General features: G+C 47.1%; 16 protein-coding genes. 15 read left to right on the top strand and 1 reads right to left on the bottom strand.

Going from position 1 to position 17,433, the window contains the following annotated elements; translation table 11 throughout:
- Positions 1-497 precede the first annotated feature (497 nt).
- The 3 genes from BR63_RS02215 to BR63_RS02230 all read left to right on the top strand — a co-directional run bounded on the left by BR63_RS02215 (position 498) and on the right by BR63_RS02230 (position 4,129).
- Positions 498-1,955: a transposase gene (locus BR63_RS02215; RefSeq protein WP_243269974.1), complete on the top strand. Its 1,458-nt coding sequence runs from the start codon at positions 498-500 to the stop codon at positions 1,953-1,955.
- A gap of 938 nt (positions 1,956-2,893) precedes the next feature.
- Positions 2,894-3,964: a sodium ion-translocating decarboxylase subunit beta gene (locus tag BR63_RS02225; protein ID WP_051965818.1), complete on the top strand. Its 1,071-nt coding sequence runs from the start codon at positions 2,894-2,896 to the stop codon at positions 3,962-3,964.
- 15 nt (positions 3,965-3,979) lie between these two features.
- Positions 3,980-4,129, top strand: a complete 150-nt coding sequence (locus BR63_RS02230; protein ID WP_153802093.1) for a hypothetical protein — start codon at positions 3,980-3,982, stop codon at positions 4,127-4,129.
- 113 nt (positions 4,130-4,242) lie between these two features.
- Here BR63_RS02230 and BR63_RS02235 read toward each other — a convergent pair whose 3' ends face one another.
- Positions 4,243-5,319 (bottom strand): M42 family metallopeptidase, encoded by a 1,077-nt coding sequence (locus BR63_RS02235; RefSeq protein WP_034422709.1) that lies wholly within the window; start codon positions 5,317-5,319, stop codon positions 4,243-4,245.
- A 160-nt stretch (positions 5,320-5,479) separates the two neighbouring features.
- Between BR63_RS02235 and BR63_RS02240 the strand changes: the two genes are divergently transcribed.
- The 12 genes from BR63_RS02240 (at position 5,480) to mraZ (ending at position 17,426) form a co-directional block, all read left to right on the top strand.
- Entirely contained in the window at positions 5,480-5,881 is a 402-nt protein-coding gene (locus BR63_RS02240; RefSeq protein ID WP_034422711.1) for a Fur family transcriptional regulator, read from the top strand.
- Positions 5,882-5,991: 110 nt separating this feature from the next.
- The gene (gene sfsA, locus BR63_RS02245) at positions 5,992-6,690 is read left to right on the top strand and encodes a DNA/RNA nuclease SfsA (RefSeq protein ID WP_034422713.1); all 699 of its coding nucleotides are present in this window, start codon (positions 5,992-5,994) and stop codon (positions 6,688-6,690) included.
- Positions 6,691-6,750: 60 nt separating this feature from the next.
- The gene (locus tag BR63_RS02250; RefSeq protein ID WP_034422715.1) at positions 6,751-7,563 is read left to right on the top strand and encodes an Asp23/Gls24 family envelope stress response protein; all 813 of its coding nucleotides are present in this window, start codon (positions 6,751-6,753) and stop codon (positions 7,561-7,563) included.
- Positions 7,564-7,823: 260 nt separating this feature from the next.
- Positions 7,824-8,762 (top strand): DnaD domain-containing protein, encoded by a 939-nt coding sequence (locus tag BR63_RS02255; RefSeq protein WP_034422717.1) that lies wholly within the window; start codon positions 7,824-7,826, stop codon positions 8,760-8,762.
- 13 nt (positions 8,763-8,775) lie between these two features.
- The gene (locus BR63_RS02260; RefSeq protein ID WP_034422719.1) at positions 8,776-9,735 is read left to right on the top strand and encodes an ATP-binding protein; all 960 of its coding nucleotides are present in this window, start codon (positions 8,776-8,778) and stop codon (positions 9,733-9,735) included.
- A gap of 282 nt (positions 9,736-10,017) precedes the next feature.
- Positions 10,018-11,157: an acyl-CoA dehydrogenase gene (locus tag BR63_RS02265; protein ID WP_034422720.1), complete on the top strand. Its 1,140-nt coding sequence runs from the start codon at positions 10,018-10,020 to the stop codon at positions 11,155-11,157.
- 14 nt (positions 11,158-11,171) lie between these two features.
- Positions 11,172-11,960, top strand: a complete 789-nt coding sequence (locus BR63_RS02270) for an electron transfer flavoprotein subunit beta/FixA family protein (protein ID WP_034422721.1) — start codon at positions 11,172-11,174, stop codon at positions 11,958-11,960.
- Positions 11,961-11,971: 11 nt separating this feature from the next.
- Positions 11,972-13,207: an electron transfer flavoprotein subunit alpha gene (locus BR63_RS02275; protein WP_034422723.1), complete on the top strand. Its 1,236-nt coding sequence runs from the start codon at positions 11,972-11,974 to the stop codon at positions 13,205-13,207.
- A 292-nt stretch (positions 13,208-13,499) separates the two neighbouring features.
- Complete coding sequence (locus tag BR63_RS02280) at positions 13,500-14,429, top strand: M28 family metallopeptidase (RefSeq protein WP_051965808.1); 930 nt, start codon at positions 13,500-13,502, stop codon at positions 14,427-14,429.
- A gap of 74 nt (positions 14,430-14,503) precedes the next feature.
- Complete coding sequence (locus BR63_RS02285; protein WP_081908177.1) at positions 14,504-15,046, top strand: COG2426 family protein; 543 nt, start codon at positions 14,504-14,506, stop codon at positions 15,044-15,046.
- A gap of 51 nt (positions 15,047-15,097) precedes the next feature.
- Positions 15,098-16,477 carry a dihydrolipoyl dehydrogenase gene (gene lpdA / locus BR63_RS02290; RefSeq protein ID WP_034422725.1) on the top strand — a complete coding sequence of 460 codons (1,380 nt, stop codon included), beginning with the start codon at positions 15,098-15,100 and terminating at the stop codon, positions 16,475-16,477.
- A 511-nt stretch (positions 16,478-16,988) separates the two neighbouring features.
- Positions 16,989-17,426 (top strand): division/cell wall cluster transcriptional repressor MraZ, encoded by a 438-nt coding sequence (gene mraZ / locus BR63_RS02295; RefSeq protein WP_034422727.1) that lies wholly within the window; start codon positions 16,989-16,991, stop codon positions 17,424-17,426.
- Positions 17,427-17,433 lie beyond the last annotated feature (7 nt).

Raw genomic sequence — 17,433 nt, forward strand, 5'->3', positions numbered from 1 at the left:
CGGCCTTTAAGGAACCTGTACTTTTCCGTTTAAATAACGAGATGAACGCCGGATTGATGCGGCTACTCCGCTTATAACAGTTCGCAAGACGCTGACCTTTATATCGCCTTCTGGCGGTACAGTACATGCAACCGGTGATTTAATAAAAGAATACTGGGCCAAAACAGGCAATATTATTAAAAAGACTATAAATATAGGCACTGTAGAGCAGAAAGTTCCCGTTGATACTACGGAAGAATTTACTAAAATTGAGGATTTTCTCGATCATGCATCCTTTATTCTGCGAGAACCTGGGTATATTCCGGATAGTATCGCACTAAATAAAATACAGGAGTTATGCAGTTGGTGGAAATAAATAGAAAATGATAACTCCAAAAATATTTTTTTAAAAAAAAGATCCTAATTTTCGACAAAAAAGGCTTGACTTTTTCGGAAAGCCCCCATAATCGCTTTGGATGGTATTTTCTACCATCACTCTAGCGATATGGGTGATGCTGATGAAGAAACTGTGTAAACCAACTTTCGAAAAAAAGGATCACGGTCAAGGTGCCGGAATCCCGGTACTCAAGACAATTTGGGATTTATTTGACCTGTCTCTGCTGTTTTCCCAGTCCGGAATACGCAAACACTCCGGAATTCCAGCGTGGCTCCTGGCTTTTGCCTACATCTGCGGCCTTGTTAATCATTCAAGTTCTGCAAATCAAAATGCTAAGTTTTCAACGGAAGCTCCATTTTTACAACAACTGCTTTCCGGGCAAATCATCTCTCAAAGTGCCTTCAGCCGGTTTCTCTCCAAGCCCTTTCAGTGGCTCCGGTTCTCTTTGGGCAGATTTGCCAGGTTACAAGAAAATACGGATAGCAGGCTGACCGACGGCGATATCATTGCCTTAGACGATACCAAAATTGAGCATCCTCACGGTAAAAAAATCCCCTTTCTCTGTTGGCTCTTTGACAGTTCGGATAAGCGCCATGTATGGTGTATTAATCTTGTGTCGACCCTGGCTATCTTAAAGAATGGTCTTGAATATCCCATGTTATGGCGCTTTTGGGTTAAAACCGGTCAGGAGAATGAAAAACAAAGCAAGCTTGATCTTGCTAAACAGATGCTCGCAGAGGCTCGTCAGCTGAACAAGGCCAGACTATGGGTAGCCATGGATCGCTGGTTTTTGTGTAAAAAGTTCCTGAACTGGCTGATGGGTCAAAATTTTGACTGGGTTACCAAAGCCAAACGTAACACAGCGCTATTCAGGAAAATCTACGACCCGGTACTAGGAAAGGAACGCTACATTAAACTTAATCCGAAGCAACTGCTGCGAGAAGTTTATTCCCAGCTTCGGGTCCTTGGCAAAGAATCGGTTCTCAGTATTCCGGACATTTACATCAAAATGCCCTATGAGACCTTAACACGCAAGGGAAAACCCATTACTAGACAACGTTTTTTACCCATAGCTGCCATTGCAGCCACTTATGAGAAGCAGGCTGTCGAGGGCAGCATAGTTCTTCCGGAGGAAGAATGCCCAGCAACCTTCAAGGATGCGTATCTCCTGATAAGCAATCGCGTAGATACGCCGGAAGAAGCTGCAACTGCCTATGTTAAACGATGGAGAATAGAAGTTTTTTACCGCACCGCTAAACAGAATCTTGGTTTAACATCTTGCTATGCTCAGTCTGAAACAGCTCATTTCGCACATGTGGAGCTCTTGTTTACAGCGAAGACCCTTCTTTGTTATGCCTCTTGGGAGTGCAATAAAGAAGGCGCCGAACAAGCCCCCTCCCTCTGCGAAGTGATAAGGTACTTCTTCAACGCCGGTTGTCGGATCCGCTGTTGCGAGCAGTTGATCCAAGTCTATTTTGACACGGCAACCCAGCGTTTTTCAAGGCTTATTGATAAATTCTGGCCACATTCTTTGGAACTTAGGTTATGGGATTGGGAAAATTATCCTGAAACTGCATAACTACTGTAAAATACTATTGCAAAAAACAGGTTCATTGGAAAAGGTTACGTTTATATCAAAGGGCCTTTCCCATGAGGAATTTACGAAAATGTTGACCAGTATAAAATGAAACAGGCGGCTTTCCGGAAATCCCGGTTAGCCGCCTGTTTATTACTCTATGGTAATGGGATCTGAAATTGCTTCCCTGGTGTCGTTTGCGCCCGCATAAGCCTTGGAGATCACTTTGAGTCGATAAGTATATCCTTTTGCAACATAAGCTGATCTATAGTCACTTATATAGTCCGTGTTATATACGGTTTTTTCAAAGGTGTTTACGGTGATCCAGAATGAACAGGAAAGCCGCTGCAGGTACATAGTCTGAGTAAAAGCGCTTATGATTGTACTGGTACTTGTGTCAGCCGAAAGGGCCACTAAATCGGAGCTGGCCTGGGCTATTGTTGCATCAACGTAATGCCACCTCCATTGATTTTTCAATAATATTGAGGCGGCATTTTCTAGTTTTGTTGCAATAATGTTAATGCTGCTTACAAGTATTGCGATTTTTGCAAAGATAATTCATGAATAAGCTCGGAAAGGGTTATACCGTTTCCGACCGTTTTTTTGTTTACATATTTGCCACTTATATTTAAGGAGCGGCAGGGAAAATGTACAGAGCCAGGATAGGGTTGGGTGCAATGTTAAAATTCTATAGATTCTCACCTTATTTTTTGTAATGTATTATGGTTGGACGCGTGGTAAGATATATACGTGCATACAAAATTCCGGACGAAGGAAGACCATGATTGAATTAGTTTGATTAGACGAGGTGGTTATTTTCGAAAGGGTCGAAACTATGAGTGTTAAGTCTTTTAGAGAGGAACTTTTTATTACGGGGAGAGTATAAAGTGTTACAAGAGTTATGGATCGGAATTTTTGGCCTTACCTGGAAACATCTTGTTATGTATTTAGTAGGCTTTGGGTTAATCTACCTGGCTATCAAAAAGGATTATGAACCACTATTACTTATGCCCATTGGCTTTGGCGCAATTTTATCCAATATTCCTTTTTCCTCAGCAGTGGGTGAACATGGTCCCCTTACCACTTTACTTAAGGCCGGTATTTTAAATGAGTTATTTCCTGTTTTAATCTTCATTGCCATTGGGGCCATGATTGATTTTACTCCCCTTATACGCAATCCTCTGATGATGGTTTTTGGTGCCGCTGCCCAATTTGGCATCTTTGCCACTATTGTGGTCGCTGCTCTGTTGAATTTCCCTCTTAATGAAGCTGCCGCTGTAGGTATCATCGGGGCAGCAGATGGACCTACGACCATTTACGTAGCCAACAAGTTTGCCCGATCACTGCTTGGGCCGCTATCGGTAGCAGCTTACTCTTACATGTCCCTGGTTCCTATCATTCAGCCACCTGTTATTAAAGCTTTAACGACAAAGAATGAGCGTATGATCAGGATGCCCTATAAAGAGGGGGTCAAAGTATCTAAAACCGTAAGGATACTTTTTCCCATAGTTGTTACAATAATTGCGGGAATTATCGCTCCTATTAGTGTAGCCCTTGTCGGTTTTCTGATGTTTGGTAACCTGATCCGTGAATGTGGCGTAGTGGAACGTCTTAGTCAGGCCGCCCAAAACGAGCTGGCCAACCTGGTAACCCTGCTCCTGGGTATTACCATTGGTGGAACCATGACTGCTGAGGAATTCCTTAATTTAAAGACCATCATGGTAATGGCCATGGGTTTGGTGGCCTTCATTTTTGACACTGCGGGCGGTGTCATCGTGGCCAAGATCATGAATCTCTTCCTCAAAGAAAAAATCAATCCTATGATTGGTGCTGCCGGGATTTCAGCCTTCCCCATGGCTGGTAGAGTAGTAGCTAAAATGGCCCTCCAGGAAGACAGAAATAACTTTATTATCATGCATGCGATTGGTGCCAACGTGTCAGGACAGATTGGTTCCATAATTGCGGGTGGCGTGGTTCTGGCTGTGGTCGGGGCTATGCTGGGCGTGAAATAAGGGAGGGACGAAATAATGAGCGAAACTGTTGCGCAGGCTTTACAGGTGATGTCTATTGGTTTGCCCGTAATGTTTGGGGTTATTATTCTCTTTATGATTCTTTGTAAAGTTTTAGTGGCTCTTTTCCCAGATAAAGGGGAGCAAGACTGGAACAAGTTGATATAAAATTAAGTGATAAGTGTATGTTAACAATTTAAAGAAAGGGAAATATCGAAGGCCGGCATATTTAATGCTGGCCTTCTCCGCGGTGCGCCCGGCATGGGCGTTGTCTCTTCGGTTTACTCCCCTAACTTGATCCTGTTCACGGTACCTGAGTCCAGCGCTTTGATAAGGCTTAAGAGGAGTTTTACCATGTTTTCGTAATCATCGTAATGGAAAACGCCATAGTGGCTGTGGATGTAGCGGGAGGGGATCCCTAAGACTACAGCGGGTACGCCGGGACCGAATTTGTGGATGGCTCCCCCGTCGGTGCCGCCCCCCATCATGGTATTGAACTGGAGGGGGATATTTTCTTTTTTGGCCGTCTCGATGACAAAGCTGCGCAGGTTTCTGTTGCCGATCATGGAGGCATCGGCCAAGGTCAGTACTGGGCCGTCACCCAGTTTCACTTCAGCATCCTCTTTTTCCAGTCCCGGTACGTCCGTGGCGATAGCCACTTCCATGGTGAGGCAGATATCGGGCTCAATGACGTTGGCTGTGGTGGTAGCCCCCCTTAAACCTACTTCTTCCTGGACGGTGCCTACCCCGTATACGGTATTGGGATGGGGGATATCCTGGAGGGCTTTGATGACATCGATAAAAAGGCAGCAGCCCAGACGGTCGTCCAGGGCCTTGGCCATGATCATCCTGGTACCGTTCAATACATGGAAGGTGGTGTCGGGAACAATGGGGTCTCCCGGCTGGATGCCCATGACTTCCTGGGCTTCTTCCCTGTCTTTGGCCCCTACGTCGATAAACATGTCCTTCTTTTCTACGATTTTTTCTCTTTCTTTGGCGGACATGAGATGGGGCGGGGTGGAGCCGATAATGCCCTGGATATCGCCTTTACTTGTTTTGATAATTACTTTCTGGGCCAGCATCACATGGTCCCACCAGCCGCCCAGGGGTATAAATTTTATGTAACCGTTTTTGGTGATGCTGTTGACCATGAACCCCACCTCGTCCATATGGCCGGGAAGCATGATTTTGGGAGATTCCTGGGAGCCTCTCTTCATGCAGATTAAGCTCCCTAAGTTATCCTGGCTGAATTGGGCTTGTCCTTCCAGGTGCTTTTTGATCAGTTTTCTTACTTCTCCTTCAAAGCCGGACACACCATGAGCCAGCGTTAATTCTCTGATTAACTCCAAATGTTTCATAATGACCTCTCCTTGATACCGCAAAAGGTAACAAAATTTCTTACCAAAATATTCTATGGAAATTATATCTTAAATATGTATAGAAGGCCAACTTTATTCTTGAAGAAAATGAGGGTATTAGGATATAATAATAGTAATAATTATTATGAGGGTGATGTTGATGGAGAAAGCACAACGCATGACCAGGCAGAAAAGAGTGATCCTGGAGGTCCTGCGCGGTACGAAGTCCCATCCTACTGCCGACTGGATTTATGAACAAGCTAAAAAAATGATTCCCGACTTAAGCCTTGGCACTGTTTACCGCAATCTAAATCTCCTCAAAGAAATGGGGGAGATTATGGAGTTGAACTATGGCAGTACCTTTAGCCGTTTTGACGGCAATCCTCATAATCACTACCATTTTCAATGCCGGCAGTGCGGGCGGGTCTTTGACCTGGATTTGCCAATCCAGAACAAGTTAGAAAAAGAAACCGCCGAGGTTTCGGGACACCGGATAGATAACCACCGTCTGGAGTTTTATGGCGTTTGCCGGGAATGCCAGGCCAGTGAACCTAAGAATTAGTTCTTTTTCATGTTACCTGTGAAATTTCTTCACAGGTTTTTCTGCCTTTCTGATTATTAATTTGAAGCAGGGTAAATGCAGGAATAGAGGAAAATAGAAAAGGAGAAAAAATGGACATTCAATTTCCACCTTTCATCAAGGGAATATTAAAAGAAAGACTCAACCGCTTTACGGCTCTGGTGGAGGTAGACGGAAAGGAAGCCCTGGCCCATGTGCCTAACTCTGGCAGGCTGAAGGAGCTTTTGCTTCCGGGAACTCCTGTCCGGTTGCAAAAAGACGAGACCAACCCCCATAGAAAGACGGCCTACGACTTACTGCTGGTAGAAAAAGAGGGGAAATTGATCTCTATTGATTCACGGTTGCCGAATGACCTGGTGGTGGCGGCCCTGGGTAAGAATAAAATAAAACCTCTCTGGGATGTTACTTTGATTAAGCGGGAAGCGGCCTGGGGATTAAGTCGTTTCGATTTTTACCTGGAGGATTCCCGGGGGAGTATCTGGCTGGAGACAAAATCTGTTAACCTGGTAGAAGATCATATAGCCAAGTTTCCCGATGCCGTAACAAAACGGGGTACACGTCATCTGGTGGAGCTAAAAGCCTTAAAAAGACAGGGTTTACGGGCTGTGGTTTTATTCCTGGTTCTACGAAATGACGCCACCAGTTTTGCTCCTCACCGGGAACGGGACCCTGATTTTAGTCGCGCTCTCGAGGAATGTATCCGGGAAGGCGTGGAGGTTTACGCTTTTTTGTGCGATGTGCAAGAAAAAGGAATCTCTTTAGGACAGGAAATACCGGTAACCGGCAAATAATTGTAGAGACGAGTCTATTTATGTTAAAATTAGTCACAGAAATGGTGGGGGTGAATCTGGTTGGAGGTCTATGCTTTAGTAGGTCCCAGTGGTACGGGAAAAAGCCACCGGGCCATGGTTGTTGCCTATGAGCACGGGATTGATACAGTGATTGACGATGGGCTTCTCATAAAAGATGGGCTTAAGCTGGCCGGTCAATCGGCCAAACGTGAAGCCACAGCTATGCAGGCCGTGAAGCGGGCAATATTTTTGGATAAGGAGCATGCCCAACAAGTTCGCCAGCGTCTCTTGGAGGAAAATCCCGAACGGGTTCTGGTTTTGGGGACTTCTGCCCGCATGGTGGAAAAGATTACCGATGCCCTGGAAATCCCGCGGCCCAGTAAAATTATCAAAATTGAGGATATCGCCACAGAGAGGGAAATGAAGCTGGCTAAGGAACTGCGGGAAAACCACGGTATGCATGTCATACCTGTTCCTACCATTGAAGTAAAAAGGGATTTTCCCGGTTACCTTGTGGATCCTCTGAAATATTTTTTTAGTAAAAAGAACGAGCCCCGGCGGAAAATAGGAGAAAAATCCATCATCAGACCCAAGTTTAGCCTCATGGGTAAATTAATCATTACGGAACATGTGGTTGCCCAAATTACCACCTATGTTGTGCTGCAAACCCAGGGCGTTACCCAGGTCAATAAAGTCAACGTGGAGATGCGGGAAGAGGGCGTGACGGTGCGCCTGGAAATTACGGCCCGTTATGGAGGCTTCCTGCCAGATATAGCCAGAAATGCTCAGAAGTATGTACAAAATAATTTAGAAAACCTCACAGGTCTCATTGTCTATGGTGTGCACATCGTCATAAAATCTTTAGATGTTTAATGAGTATCACCTGTATTCGAAAAGGAACGTCACATTCCCCTGGGAAAGCTGGTCTGGTATAATCATCTTAGCCTAGGGATTTTTAATTAGTTGGTAGTTCGCAGATTTCGGTGAACGGTGACCAGTGACCAGGATCAGTGATCGGTGACCGGTGACCGGTGACCAGGATCAGTGACCGGTGACCGGTGACCAGTGACCAGTTAATAAACCGGACTCCGGACACTGGGCTCTGGTCACTATTGGAAGAAGGGGGGACTCGCTTGAATGATATTGCCTTCAGTCAATGGCTCTTGGAAGGTGGACAAATTACCATACCCCTCCGGCTTATGGAAAACTTGCAGAGTTTAAATTTAACTGCAGAGAATCTGGGATACCTCGTTCTGGCTTTAACACGGATGCAACAGTCCCTTACCCCTGAGGAATTAGCTCAGGACAGGTGGATTAAATGGAGTCTTTCCGAAGGCTGGGCCCAGTGGCAGGGACAAGGAGAGAAGCGCACCATTTCTTTTCTCCCTCTTTGGCATAAACTTTATCAAGCCTGGGAGGAAAATTTGCCAGCGAAAGATTCTGTTATTTCTAAAGAGCAGAGCGGTTTTGATTATGGTAGAATATTAAAATGGCTGGACCATACCAGGGGAAACCTGACCCTTAATCTCAGAGAAAAACAGGTTATCCAGGAGTTTAATCTCAAATACGGCTGGTCCACCGAGTTCATCCTTATTTTCCTGCAACTCTGCTTTGAAAGGGGCTTGACCCAGGTCCAGGCTTATCAACCGGTGGCCAAACGGGTTTATGAAAGCGGGATTTACACTGTTAACGATCTGATTACTTACATGAATGAACTTGATTGGATGCAGTACAAGGTGACGGAAGTAAAAAAATGTATCGGCCAGTATGGCGGGGTTACCAAACCCCAAAAGGAGATGTACCTCAAATGGCACCGCCAGTGGGGTTTTAGCCACGAAGTGATTATGCGGGCGGCGGCAGAGACCGTACGTACCAACAATCCAAGTTTCAGCTACATAGACGGTGTCCTCCAGAACTGGCGGGAAAAAGGAGTAAAAGACCTGAAAAGTGCGGAACTGGCACTCACGGAATTTGACCAGAAACAACAAACGAAAAGAAAATCAGCAAGTGATGGTAAACGCTACAGCCGTGCGGATAAAAGGGATTTGGAGAAAATGCTGGGCTTAGATTAGGCGGGTGAAGAATATGGCCCTTTCCACATATGGATTGAAAAGACAAAAAAAAATAGCTGAATGGGAAACCAGGCTAAGGCTTTTGCATGAAAAATACCCCCGTTTGCAAGAAATAGATACCCTTTTTTCCCAGTTTGCTTTGGAACTGGCTCTCCTGGAGATGGGTAAAGGCAAACTGGGCATGGGCAGGGAAGAGTTGACCAAGGCCCAGGAGGCTTTAGCCTGGGAGAAGAAGAAACTACTCAGGGAATATAACCTTCCCGATAATATTTATGAAATCTGGTGGGATTGTCCTGCCTGCCAGGATACGGGCTACGTAGAGCTGGGTAAGAAGTGCCAGTGCCTCTTACGGGAGGAAGCCAGCAGACGCTGGCAGGTTAGCGGTTTATCACCGGTCCAGGTGAACCAGACATTCGCTAATTTTTCCCTGCAATGGTATGAAGATGCGGAACATTATAAGGGTATCCTGGAAAAGGCGCTGAACTTTGCCGAGAAAATCAGCTGCCGGCAGCCGGCGGGCAATCTCCTGCTTTACGGGGCGGTAGGCACGGGTAAAACCCATTTGTGCAGCGCCATAGCCAATTACGCCCTGCAGGCGGGAGTCGGTGTAGTCTATATGAAAGTCGGCAGGCTATTGGATCTTTTAAGAGAACATAAGTTTAAGCTGGATAAAAACGATTTGTACACGGGGCAAGGTTTGGAATCCCTCTACCGGGTGGAGCTTTTAATCATGGATGACCTGGGGGCGGAAAACCTTACGGATTTTGCCCGTGAACAGCTGCTTTTGCTTTTGGATGAACGGATTAATCATAATTTATCCTGGGTCATTAGTTCTAACCTTAGCCCTAATGATATTGGGGCCATCTACGAGGACCGGATCAGCGACAGGATTATGGGAACCGCTGAAGTCCTGAAATTTACCGGAGACAGTATCCGTATCCGTAAGATGGTAAAGCAAAAAGCAAGTCCATAATCATAGAAAATGTGTCTATTTTTTTGGACAAGACGAATAATTGTTGGCTACATAGCCGGACAGATCCAATTAAACTGTGATGAGCCGGAAATCCCGCAAACCTGGGATTCTCCGGCTTCTTTGGTTGTTTCATAATATTTTTGAAGAATTGGCATGAGAATTGCATAAGAAACATAACACCAAGCAAAAAGGAGGCATTATTATTGTCAAAATAGGGCAAAATGTGTAGAATTAACGTAAATAGAGAAAGTGAACACAATCACGAACCAAGGAGGATAGGAAATGGATTTTGAATTAACGAAAAAGCAGGAGATGTTCAGAACATTGTTTCAGGAATTTGCCGAAAAGGAAGTAGCGCCTAAAGCCTTTGAAATTGATGAAAATGGCGAATTTCCCTGGGATACTGTGAAAAAAATGGGGAAGCTGGGTTTTTTGGGTTTACCTTTTACTAAGGAATACGGGGGAGCAGGCGCCGATACCCTGACCTACATCATGGCTGTGGAGGAAATATCCCGGGCCTGTGCAGCCACAGGGGTCATTCTTTCCGCCCATGTCTCTTTGGGCTGCCATCCTATCTACCAGTTTGGCACACCCCAGCAAAAAGAAAAGTACCTGGTTCCCATGGCTAAGGGAGAACTTTTGGGTGCTTTTGGTTTAACAGAGCCTAACGCGGGTACAGATGCAGCAGGCCAGCAGACCGCAGCGGTATTGGATGGTGATGCCTATATCCTGAACGGTACCAAAATCTTTATTACCAATGGCGGCTGTGCCGATGTCTATATTGTCTTTGCCATGACCGATCCCGCTAAAGGGCTCAAAGGAATCAGTGCCTTTATTGTAGAAAAAGGGACCCCTGGTTTTACCTTCGGTCCTAAAGAACACAAAATGGGGATCCGGGCTTCCAGCACTACGGAATTGATTTTCCAGGACTGCCGCATCCCTAAAGAAAACTTGCTGGGTAAGGAAGGGGACGGTTTCAAGATAGCCATGCAGACCCTGGATGGCGGCCGTATTGGGATAGCCGCCCAGGCCTTGGGCATTGCCCAGGCTGCCCTCGACGAATGTGTTCGCTATACGAAAGAACGCCAGCAGTTTAACAAGCCTTTGTCCAATTTCCAGGCCATCCAGTGGATGATTGCCGATATGGCCACGGACATAGACGCGGCCCGTTTTCTGGTGTATCGTGCCGCTGTCCTCAAAGATAAGAAGAAGCCTTTCTCGAAAGAAGCGGCCATGGCTAAACTCTTTGCATCGGAAGCGGCCATGAAACATACGGTGAAGGCAGTACAAATCCATGGCGGCTACGGCTACATGAAGGAGTACAAAGTGGAGCGCCTCATGCGTGATGCCAAAATCACCGAGATATATGAAGGGACTTCCGAAGTCCAGCGCATGGTTATTGCCGGAAACACCCTGAAATAGTGGAGGAATTGAACATGAAGATCATTGTCTGCCTAAAGCAAGTACCCAATACCAATGAGGTGAAGATAGACTCCAAGACAGGAACCATGATCAGGGAAGGGGTGCCCAGTATCATCAACCCCGATGACAAAAATGCCCTGGAAGCGGCCCTGCAGTTGAAAGAAGAAAAGGGAGCCAGTATTACTTTGTTGACCATGGGACCCCCTCAGGCTGATTATGCCTTGCGGGAGGCCCTGGCCATGGGGGCTGACAGAGCCATCCTCCTGACCGACAGAGCCTTTGCCGGGGCTGACACCTGGGCCACATCCTATACTTTGGCTCAGGCCGTGAAAAAGATCGGCCAGTTTGACATCATCTTCTGCGGCCGCCAGGCCATTGACGGCGATACAGCCCAGGTAGGTCCCGAATTAGCTGAACACCTGGATATCCCTCAGGTGACCTATGTAAAGAAAATCCTGGCTGTGGAAAAAGATAAAGTCGTGGTAGAGCGGGCTTTGGAGGATGGTTACGAGGTGGTGGAAGCCCAGTTGCCGGTGCTTTTGACCGCGGTAAAGGAATTAAATACCCCCCGTTATCCCTCGGCTTACGGCATTGTGGCCGCCTTTGACGAGAAAGAAGTAGAAACCTGGACAGCGGAAACCATAGGCGGCAACCCTGAAAAACTGGGGCTGAAAGGTTCGCCCACCCAGGTTAAACGCTCCTTTGCGCCTAAAGCCAAGGAAGCGGGGGTCATCATCAAAGGAACGGCCAAAGAAGCTGTACAGGTTCTCCGGCAGGAACTGCTGGCCAAACATGTGTTGTAGGAGGTAGCAAGATGACAGTAATAATCGAGCCAACTAAGTGTATAGGCTGTGAAGCTTGTGTCAGCGCCTGCCCTTTTGGGGCCATTGAAATGGTAGACGGCGTAGCCAAGATCAATGATAAATGTACAGAGTGCGGCGCCTGTGTGGAAGTTTGTCCTGTAGAGGCTATCACCAGGACGGAAAGGGCTAAAACAGAAGAGGTCTCTCCGGAAGATTACCGGGGAGTCTGGGTTTTTGCGGAGCAAAGAGACGGGCAGGTTATGAACATCACCCTGGAGCTCCTGGGAGAAGGCAAGCGGCTGGCGGAAACTCTGGGAGTAGAGCTGGCGGCGGTACTGATGGGGGATCAGGTGGAGAGCAAAGTTCCTGAACTTTTTGCTTATGGGGCAGATATCGTGCATCTTGTGGAAGACACGGAACTGAAAAACTACCGTACAGAGAGCTACACGGCGGTACTGGCTGAACTGATTAAAAAGTATAGGCCGGAGATTATGCTCATCGGGGCCACCAATATCGGCAGGGACCTGGCACCGCGCCTGGCAGGGCGCATCGGAACCGGTCTTACCGCCGACTGTACGGAACTGGACATAGACCTGGAGCAAAGGCTGCTCCAGCAGACTCGTCCTGCTTTTGGGGGTAACCTGATGGCTACCATTCTCTGTGCCCAAAACCGTCCCCAGATGGCTACAGTGCGGCCCGGTGTCATGAAAAAGCTAATACCCGATAGCTGCCGTACCGGAAAAATCATCAGAACTCCCTACCAAAAGGATCAGGTGAACGTACGTACTCGCATCCTGGAGGTGGTGAAAGAGGCCGGCAGAGTAGTGAACCTGGAAGAGGCCCAGATTATAGTTTCCGGCGGGCGCGGTGTTGGCAGCCAGGAAGGCTTTGCTGTACTGGAAGAGCTGGCCCAAAAGCTGGGCGGCGTGGTAGCGGCCTCCCGCGGTGCCGTAGATGCGGGCTGGGTACCCGCCTCCTATCAAGTGGGACAGACGGGCAAAACCGTTCATCCCAAGCTGTATATTGCCTGCGGCATTTCCGGCGCCATTCAGCACGTAGCGGGTATGCAAAATTCAGGGCTCATTGTGGCCATCAATAAGAACCCTAATGCACCGATCTTTAAAGTGGCCGATTACGGCATCGTTGGCGACTTGCACCAGGTAGTACCCCTCCTGATAGAAGCTCTGGCTGAGGAAGGAAAACCAGATCTAAGCTGCCAGGTGGAAAGTGCTGCCGCACAGGAGTAATTAAGAACCGTGACCAGTGACCAGTGACCGGTGTCCGGTGACCAGTAACGCTTGGGGAACCGGAATAGTTCAGTAGAACCTTCATGCTTTTACGGCATGGGGGTTTTCTTTTTGGCGTGTAAAAAAGTATAATTGAGATTAGCAACAGGATGTTGAGATCGGACATCAGGAGGCAAAGCCGATTTGGTACCCGGTCTATTCTGCGAACTGCCCACTGCGAACTGCGAACTTAATACTATATACTATCAACTACCAACTAACAACTATCAACTAATAATGAAGGAGCATTGCCTTGAGAAAATTCCTTATCTTATTTTGCTGTTTTTTGTTGTGTACGGCTTGTGCCCGTCAGCAAACGCCTCAGCTAAAATTTGAAAGCTCCACGTCTGAGGACAGGATAGGGCAATACATAGAAGACTTAACCCATAAAAAGTTTACGGGCCGGCAGGGAGGAACTCAGGGAGAGGCACAGGCAGCTTTGTACCTGGCCCGTTTTCTAAAAAAGGCCGGACTAAAGCCTGGAGGTGATGGAGAAACATTTTTTCAGTCATTTCCTATCGGTAAATATGAACCTGTGTTGATGGAAAACCGCATGACTTTCCGGCAGGTAAGCGGCAAAGAAAGTAACATCAGTGAAAATGTTCTTGGAGTTTTACCCGGTAAAAAAGAAGACGTGATTGTGGTGAGTGCCCATTATGATCATTTGGGTACCGTCGAAGGCAAGCTTTATCCTGGGGCCAATGACAATGCCTCGGGGGTAGCCCTTGTCATGGAACTGGTAAACAGCCTCAAGGGACAAGTCCCCCCTTATACCATTCTTTTTGCTTTTTGGGGTGCGGAGGAAAAGGGGCTTTTAGGCTCGAGTTTCTTCAGCGAAAACCCTACCATACCCCTGGAAAAAATTAAGTGTGTGGTAAACCTGGACAGTCTTGGTAACCTTGGAGAGGATCAGGTGCTTTTAGGTTGGCCGGGGGGAGAGAATGAGATTAGCAAAGGGATTTTAGGCGAGTTTGAGCGGGAAGGCTGGAAGATTCACTGGGAAAAGACGGAAAAACACAGCAGTGATCATTTACCTTTTGCCAAAAAAGGTATTGCTGCCTTCACCCTGCTTTCTCCCCGCTGGCTGGAAAAAAACCACACGCCTATGGATACGATGGAAATCATTAATAAGTCTCCCCTGGGGAGACTACTGATACCCTTAAAAAAGGGCCTGGTATCTTAAGTCTCCCAGGCATTATTTTAGCTATTGTTTATATAATTTTTTTATGAACATCTAACGAAAGCGGAGAAAGAGAGATGTCTACTACAGACTGGCAGATTATCCTGTTATCGGCTCTGCCGGTAACTGAACTCCGGGCTACCATACCTTTGGCCCTGGCTATGGGTATGTCGCCCCTCAGGGCTTTGACCCTGGGAGTCTTCGGTAACCTTTTGCCCATCATCCCCCTTATTTGCCTTTTGGAACCCTTGAGCCGCAGGTTGCGCCGGTATCCTGTCCTGGATAACTTTTTCCAGAAGGTATTAACAAGGACCCGGCAGAAAGGTAGTGGAGTACAAAAATACGGAGCCCTGGGGCTTTTGCTCTTTGTAGCAGTGCCTTTACCGGGGACGGGGGCCTGGTCGGGAGCCATCCTGGCCTGGCTCTTAGGGATCAAACCCTTTTACACCTTCTGGGCTTTAAGCGGAGGGGTGATCCTGGCCGGCCTGGCTGTGACCACGGCTAGCCTGGGACTGGTGAAAATCGCGGATTTTTTATATGACATGGAGTATCTGGCAGGCCTGCTTTTGCTCCTGGGTTTTATCTATTTACTGTACAGGAAAAGAAAGAAAAAAGAATAATTAATATGAAGAGGAGTTATAAAAGTTATAAATGAGATAGGGGGTTGTCGTATGAGAATCACTGTACTGGGGGCAGGACCGGCAGGTTATGCTGCTGCCTTGCGGGCTGCTCAGAAAGGGGCTAAGGTCACGCTCATAGAAAAAGAACGTCTGGGCGGCACTTGCCTGAACTGGGGATGTATACCCACAAAAGTGTGGGTGGAGAGTGCCCACCGCTGGAGGGCGATCCAGGAAGTCGCCGATTTTGGCCTGGAATGTACGGCCCATAGGCCTAACCTCCAAGCTATCGTGGCCAGGAAAAACCAGGTGGTGGAAACCCTGGTGGGCGGGATCCAACAGCTCATGGCGAAACAAAAGGTCCATGTCCTCCGGGGACGAGGAACAGTGGTGAACCCTCGTCTCGTCTCAGTACAGTTGGCAGACGGTTCCCGGGAAGAAGTAGAGAATGATTGTTTAATTTTAGCTACCGGGTCTGTACCTGCCTCACTGCCTATTCCTGGCCTGGACCTGCCGGGGGTAATGACCAGTAAAGAGGCTCTGGATCTAAAAGAACTTCCTTCTTCCTTAGTGATCATCGGCGGAGGAGTAATAGGTCTGGAGTTTGCCAATATCTTTCAGACTTTGGGCAGTAAAGTTACGGTGGTAGAATTATTACCGTGTGTCCTGCCGGGTGTAGACGTGGAAATTGTTCGCCGTTTAATGCCTGTTCTTAAAAAAAGTGGCCTGGATATAAAGGTATCTACTAAGCTGTTAGAAATTAAAAAACAGGATAACATGTTGGCTCTTATCCTGGAAGGAAGTAAAGGCGTGGAGACCCTGACTGCGGAAAAGGTGTTAGTGGCTACAGGGCGGATTCCCTCTTTGTCCGGGGTAGAGACAAAAGCTTTGGGATTGGAATTGGAAGGAAGGTTTGTCAAGGTTAACCCTTATCTGGAGACTAATCTTCCTGGTGTATATGCTATTGGAGATATCGTAAAATCACCGATGCTTGCCCATGTGGCAACTGCTGAGGCTGAAACAGCTGTAGAGAATATCTTCGGTAAGAGACAGGCCATGGATTACTCGGCGGTGCCTGCCGCAGTTTACATAAGCCCAGAAGTGGCTTATGTGGGGCTCACTGAGGAAGAAGCAAAAGAACAGGGGCTGACCTATAAGGTAGGCAAGTTTCCCTTTACGGCCAACGGCAGGGCTTTGACCCTGGGAGAAGCCCAGGGTGTGGTGAAAATCATCGCCGGCGAAAACGGTAGAATCCTGGGAGCCCATCTTTTGGGCCCGCAGGCCTCAGAACTGGTGGCAGAGCTGACCCTTGCCCTTCGCTGGGGGATTACCACCGAACAGATCAGCCACACTATACATGCCCATCCTTCCCTGGCCGAGGCCGTGCTGGAAAGTGCCCACAGCGTTTTTGGGAAAGCGCTGCACTTCTCGTGAGTTGCCAGTTGCTAGTTACTAGTTACTAGTTCTTAGTAGGAAACACCTAATTTTATAAATTGAGGCACTTAAAAAGTCATTTATAGCACAAATTAGGCGATTGAATTCCCTAGATTGTACTTGGGGTTTCAATCGCCTTTCTATTTTTGTGAGCTACTATTGAGTTTTTGCTAATAGGTTTTTATCTTGACTTTCTATTCACTAGTAACTAATAACTAGTAACTACTTCCATAGAGGAGTAAAGTTCACAATTACTGCAGATACCAATACTGACGGTAAACGTGTGCTGGGGATGGGGTAAAGTTATTTCTGGTAAACACCTTTATCTTTAACAAATTTTTAACAACTCAAATCCGTCCATGTTGGAAAAACAGTTTGAGGGGGTAAAAAAAATTCTGTTTCCCCGGGAAAAAGAGAAGGAAATTTTATCCCAGGGTAGAATATAGTGGTATGAAGTGGTGAAAAGTGGTTGATTGTGGGTAAAAGTGGTGGTAATGTGGGGTGAGACAACTTGTTCACAGGTGAATACCAGCACTCCATTGATGAAAAAGGTAGGCTCATCATGCCTGCCAAGCTGCGTGAAGCTCTGGGAGACAGGTTTATGACCACCAAGGGATTGGATGGTTGTCTGTTTGTTTACCCCCTTACCGAATGGAAGTTATTAGAGGAAAAACTCAAGAATTTACCTTTTACCAATAAAGATGCCCGTGCCTTTGCCCGTTTTTTCTTTGCGGGAGCTACCGAATGCGAGGTTGACAAACAGGGGCGTGTGCTCATTAGTGCCAATTTACGGGAATACGCCGGTCTTAATAAAGACGTGGTGATTATCGGTGTAGGTACCCGCCTGGAAATATGGAGCAAGGAAGCCTGGGAAGGCTATAGCAGTGAAACAGAAAAGAGTTATGAAGAGTTGGCGGAGAAGATGGTGGATTTGGATCTGGGATTTTGAGGTGAAA

Origin of the sequence: Thermanaerosceptrum fracticalcis (assembly GCF_000746025.2) — a bacterium.
GTDB classification, from domain to species: Bacteria; Bacillota; Peptococcia; order DRI-13; family DRI-13; genus Thermanaerosceptrum; species Thermanaerosceptrum fracticalcis.

Bases quoted from the DNA above. Each gene is read 5' to 3' on its own strand.
- BR63_RS02215 (WP_243269974.1), top strand. From the start codon at position 498: ATGAAGAAACTGTGTAAACCAACTTTCGAAAAAAAGGATCACGGTCAA.
- BR63_RS02225 (WP_051965818.1), top strand. From the start codon at position 2,894: ATGTATTTAGTAGGCTTTGGGTTAATCTACCTGGCTATCAAAAAGGAT.
- BR63_RS02230 (WP_153802093.1), top strand. From the start codon at position 3,980: ATGAGCGAAACTGTTGCGCAGGCTTTACAGGTGATGTCTATTGGTTTG.
- BR63_RS02235 (WP_034422709.1), bottom strand. From the start codon at position 5,319: ATGAAACATTTGGAGTTAATCAGAGAATTAACGCTGGCTCATGGTGTG.
- BR63_RS02240 (WP_034422711.1), top strand. From the start codon at position 5,480: ATGGAGAAAGCACAACGCATGACCAGGCAGAAAAGAGTGATCCTGGAG.
- sfsA (WP_034422713.1), top strand. From the start codon at position 5,992: ATGGACATTCAATTTCCACCTTTCATCAAGGGAATATTAAAAGAAAGA.
- BR63_RS02260 (WP_034422719.1), top strand. From the start codon at position 8,776: ATGGCCCTTTCCACATATGGATTGAAAAGACAAAAAAAAATAGCTGAA.
- BR63_RS02265 (WP_034422720.1), top strand. From the start codon at position 10,018: ATGGATTTTGAATTAACGAAAAAGCAGGAGATGTTCAGAACATTGTTT.
- BR63_RS02270 (WP_034422721.1), top strand. From the start codon at position 11,172: ATGAAGATCATTGTCTGCCTAAAGCAAGTACCCAATACCAATGAGGTG.
- BR63_RS02275 (WP_034422723.1), top strand. From the start codon at position 11,972: ATGACAGTAATAATCGAGCCAACTAAGTGTATAGGCTGTGAAGCTTGT.
- BR63_RS02285 (WP_081908177.1), top strand. From the start codon at position 14,504: ATGTCTACTACAGACTGGCAGATTATCCTGTTATCGGCTCTGCCGGTA.
- lpdA (WP_034422725.1), top strand. From the start codon at position 15,098: ATGAGAATCACTGTACTGGGGGCAGGACCGGCAGGTTATGCTGCTGCC.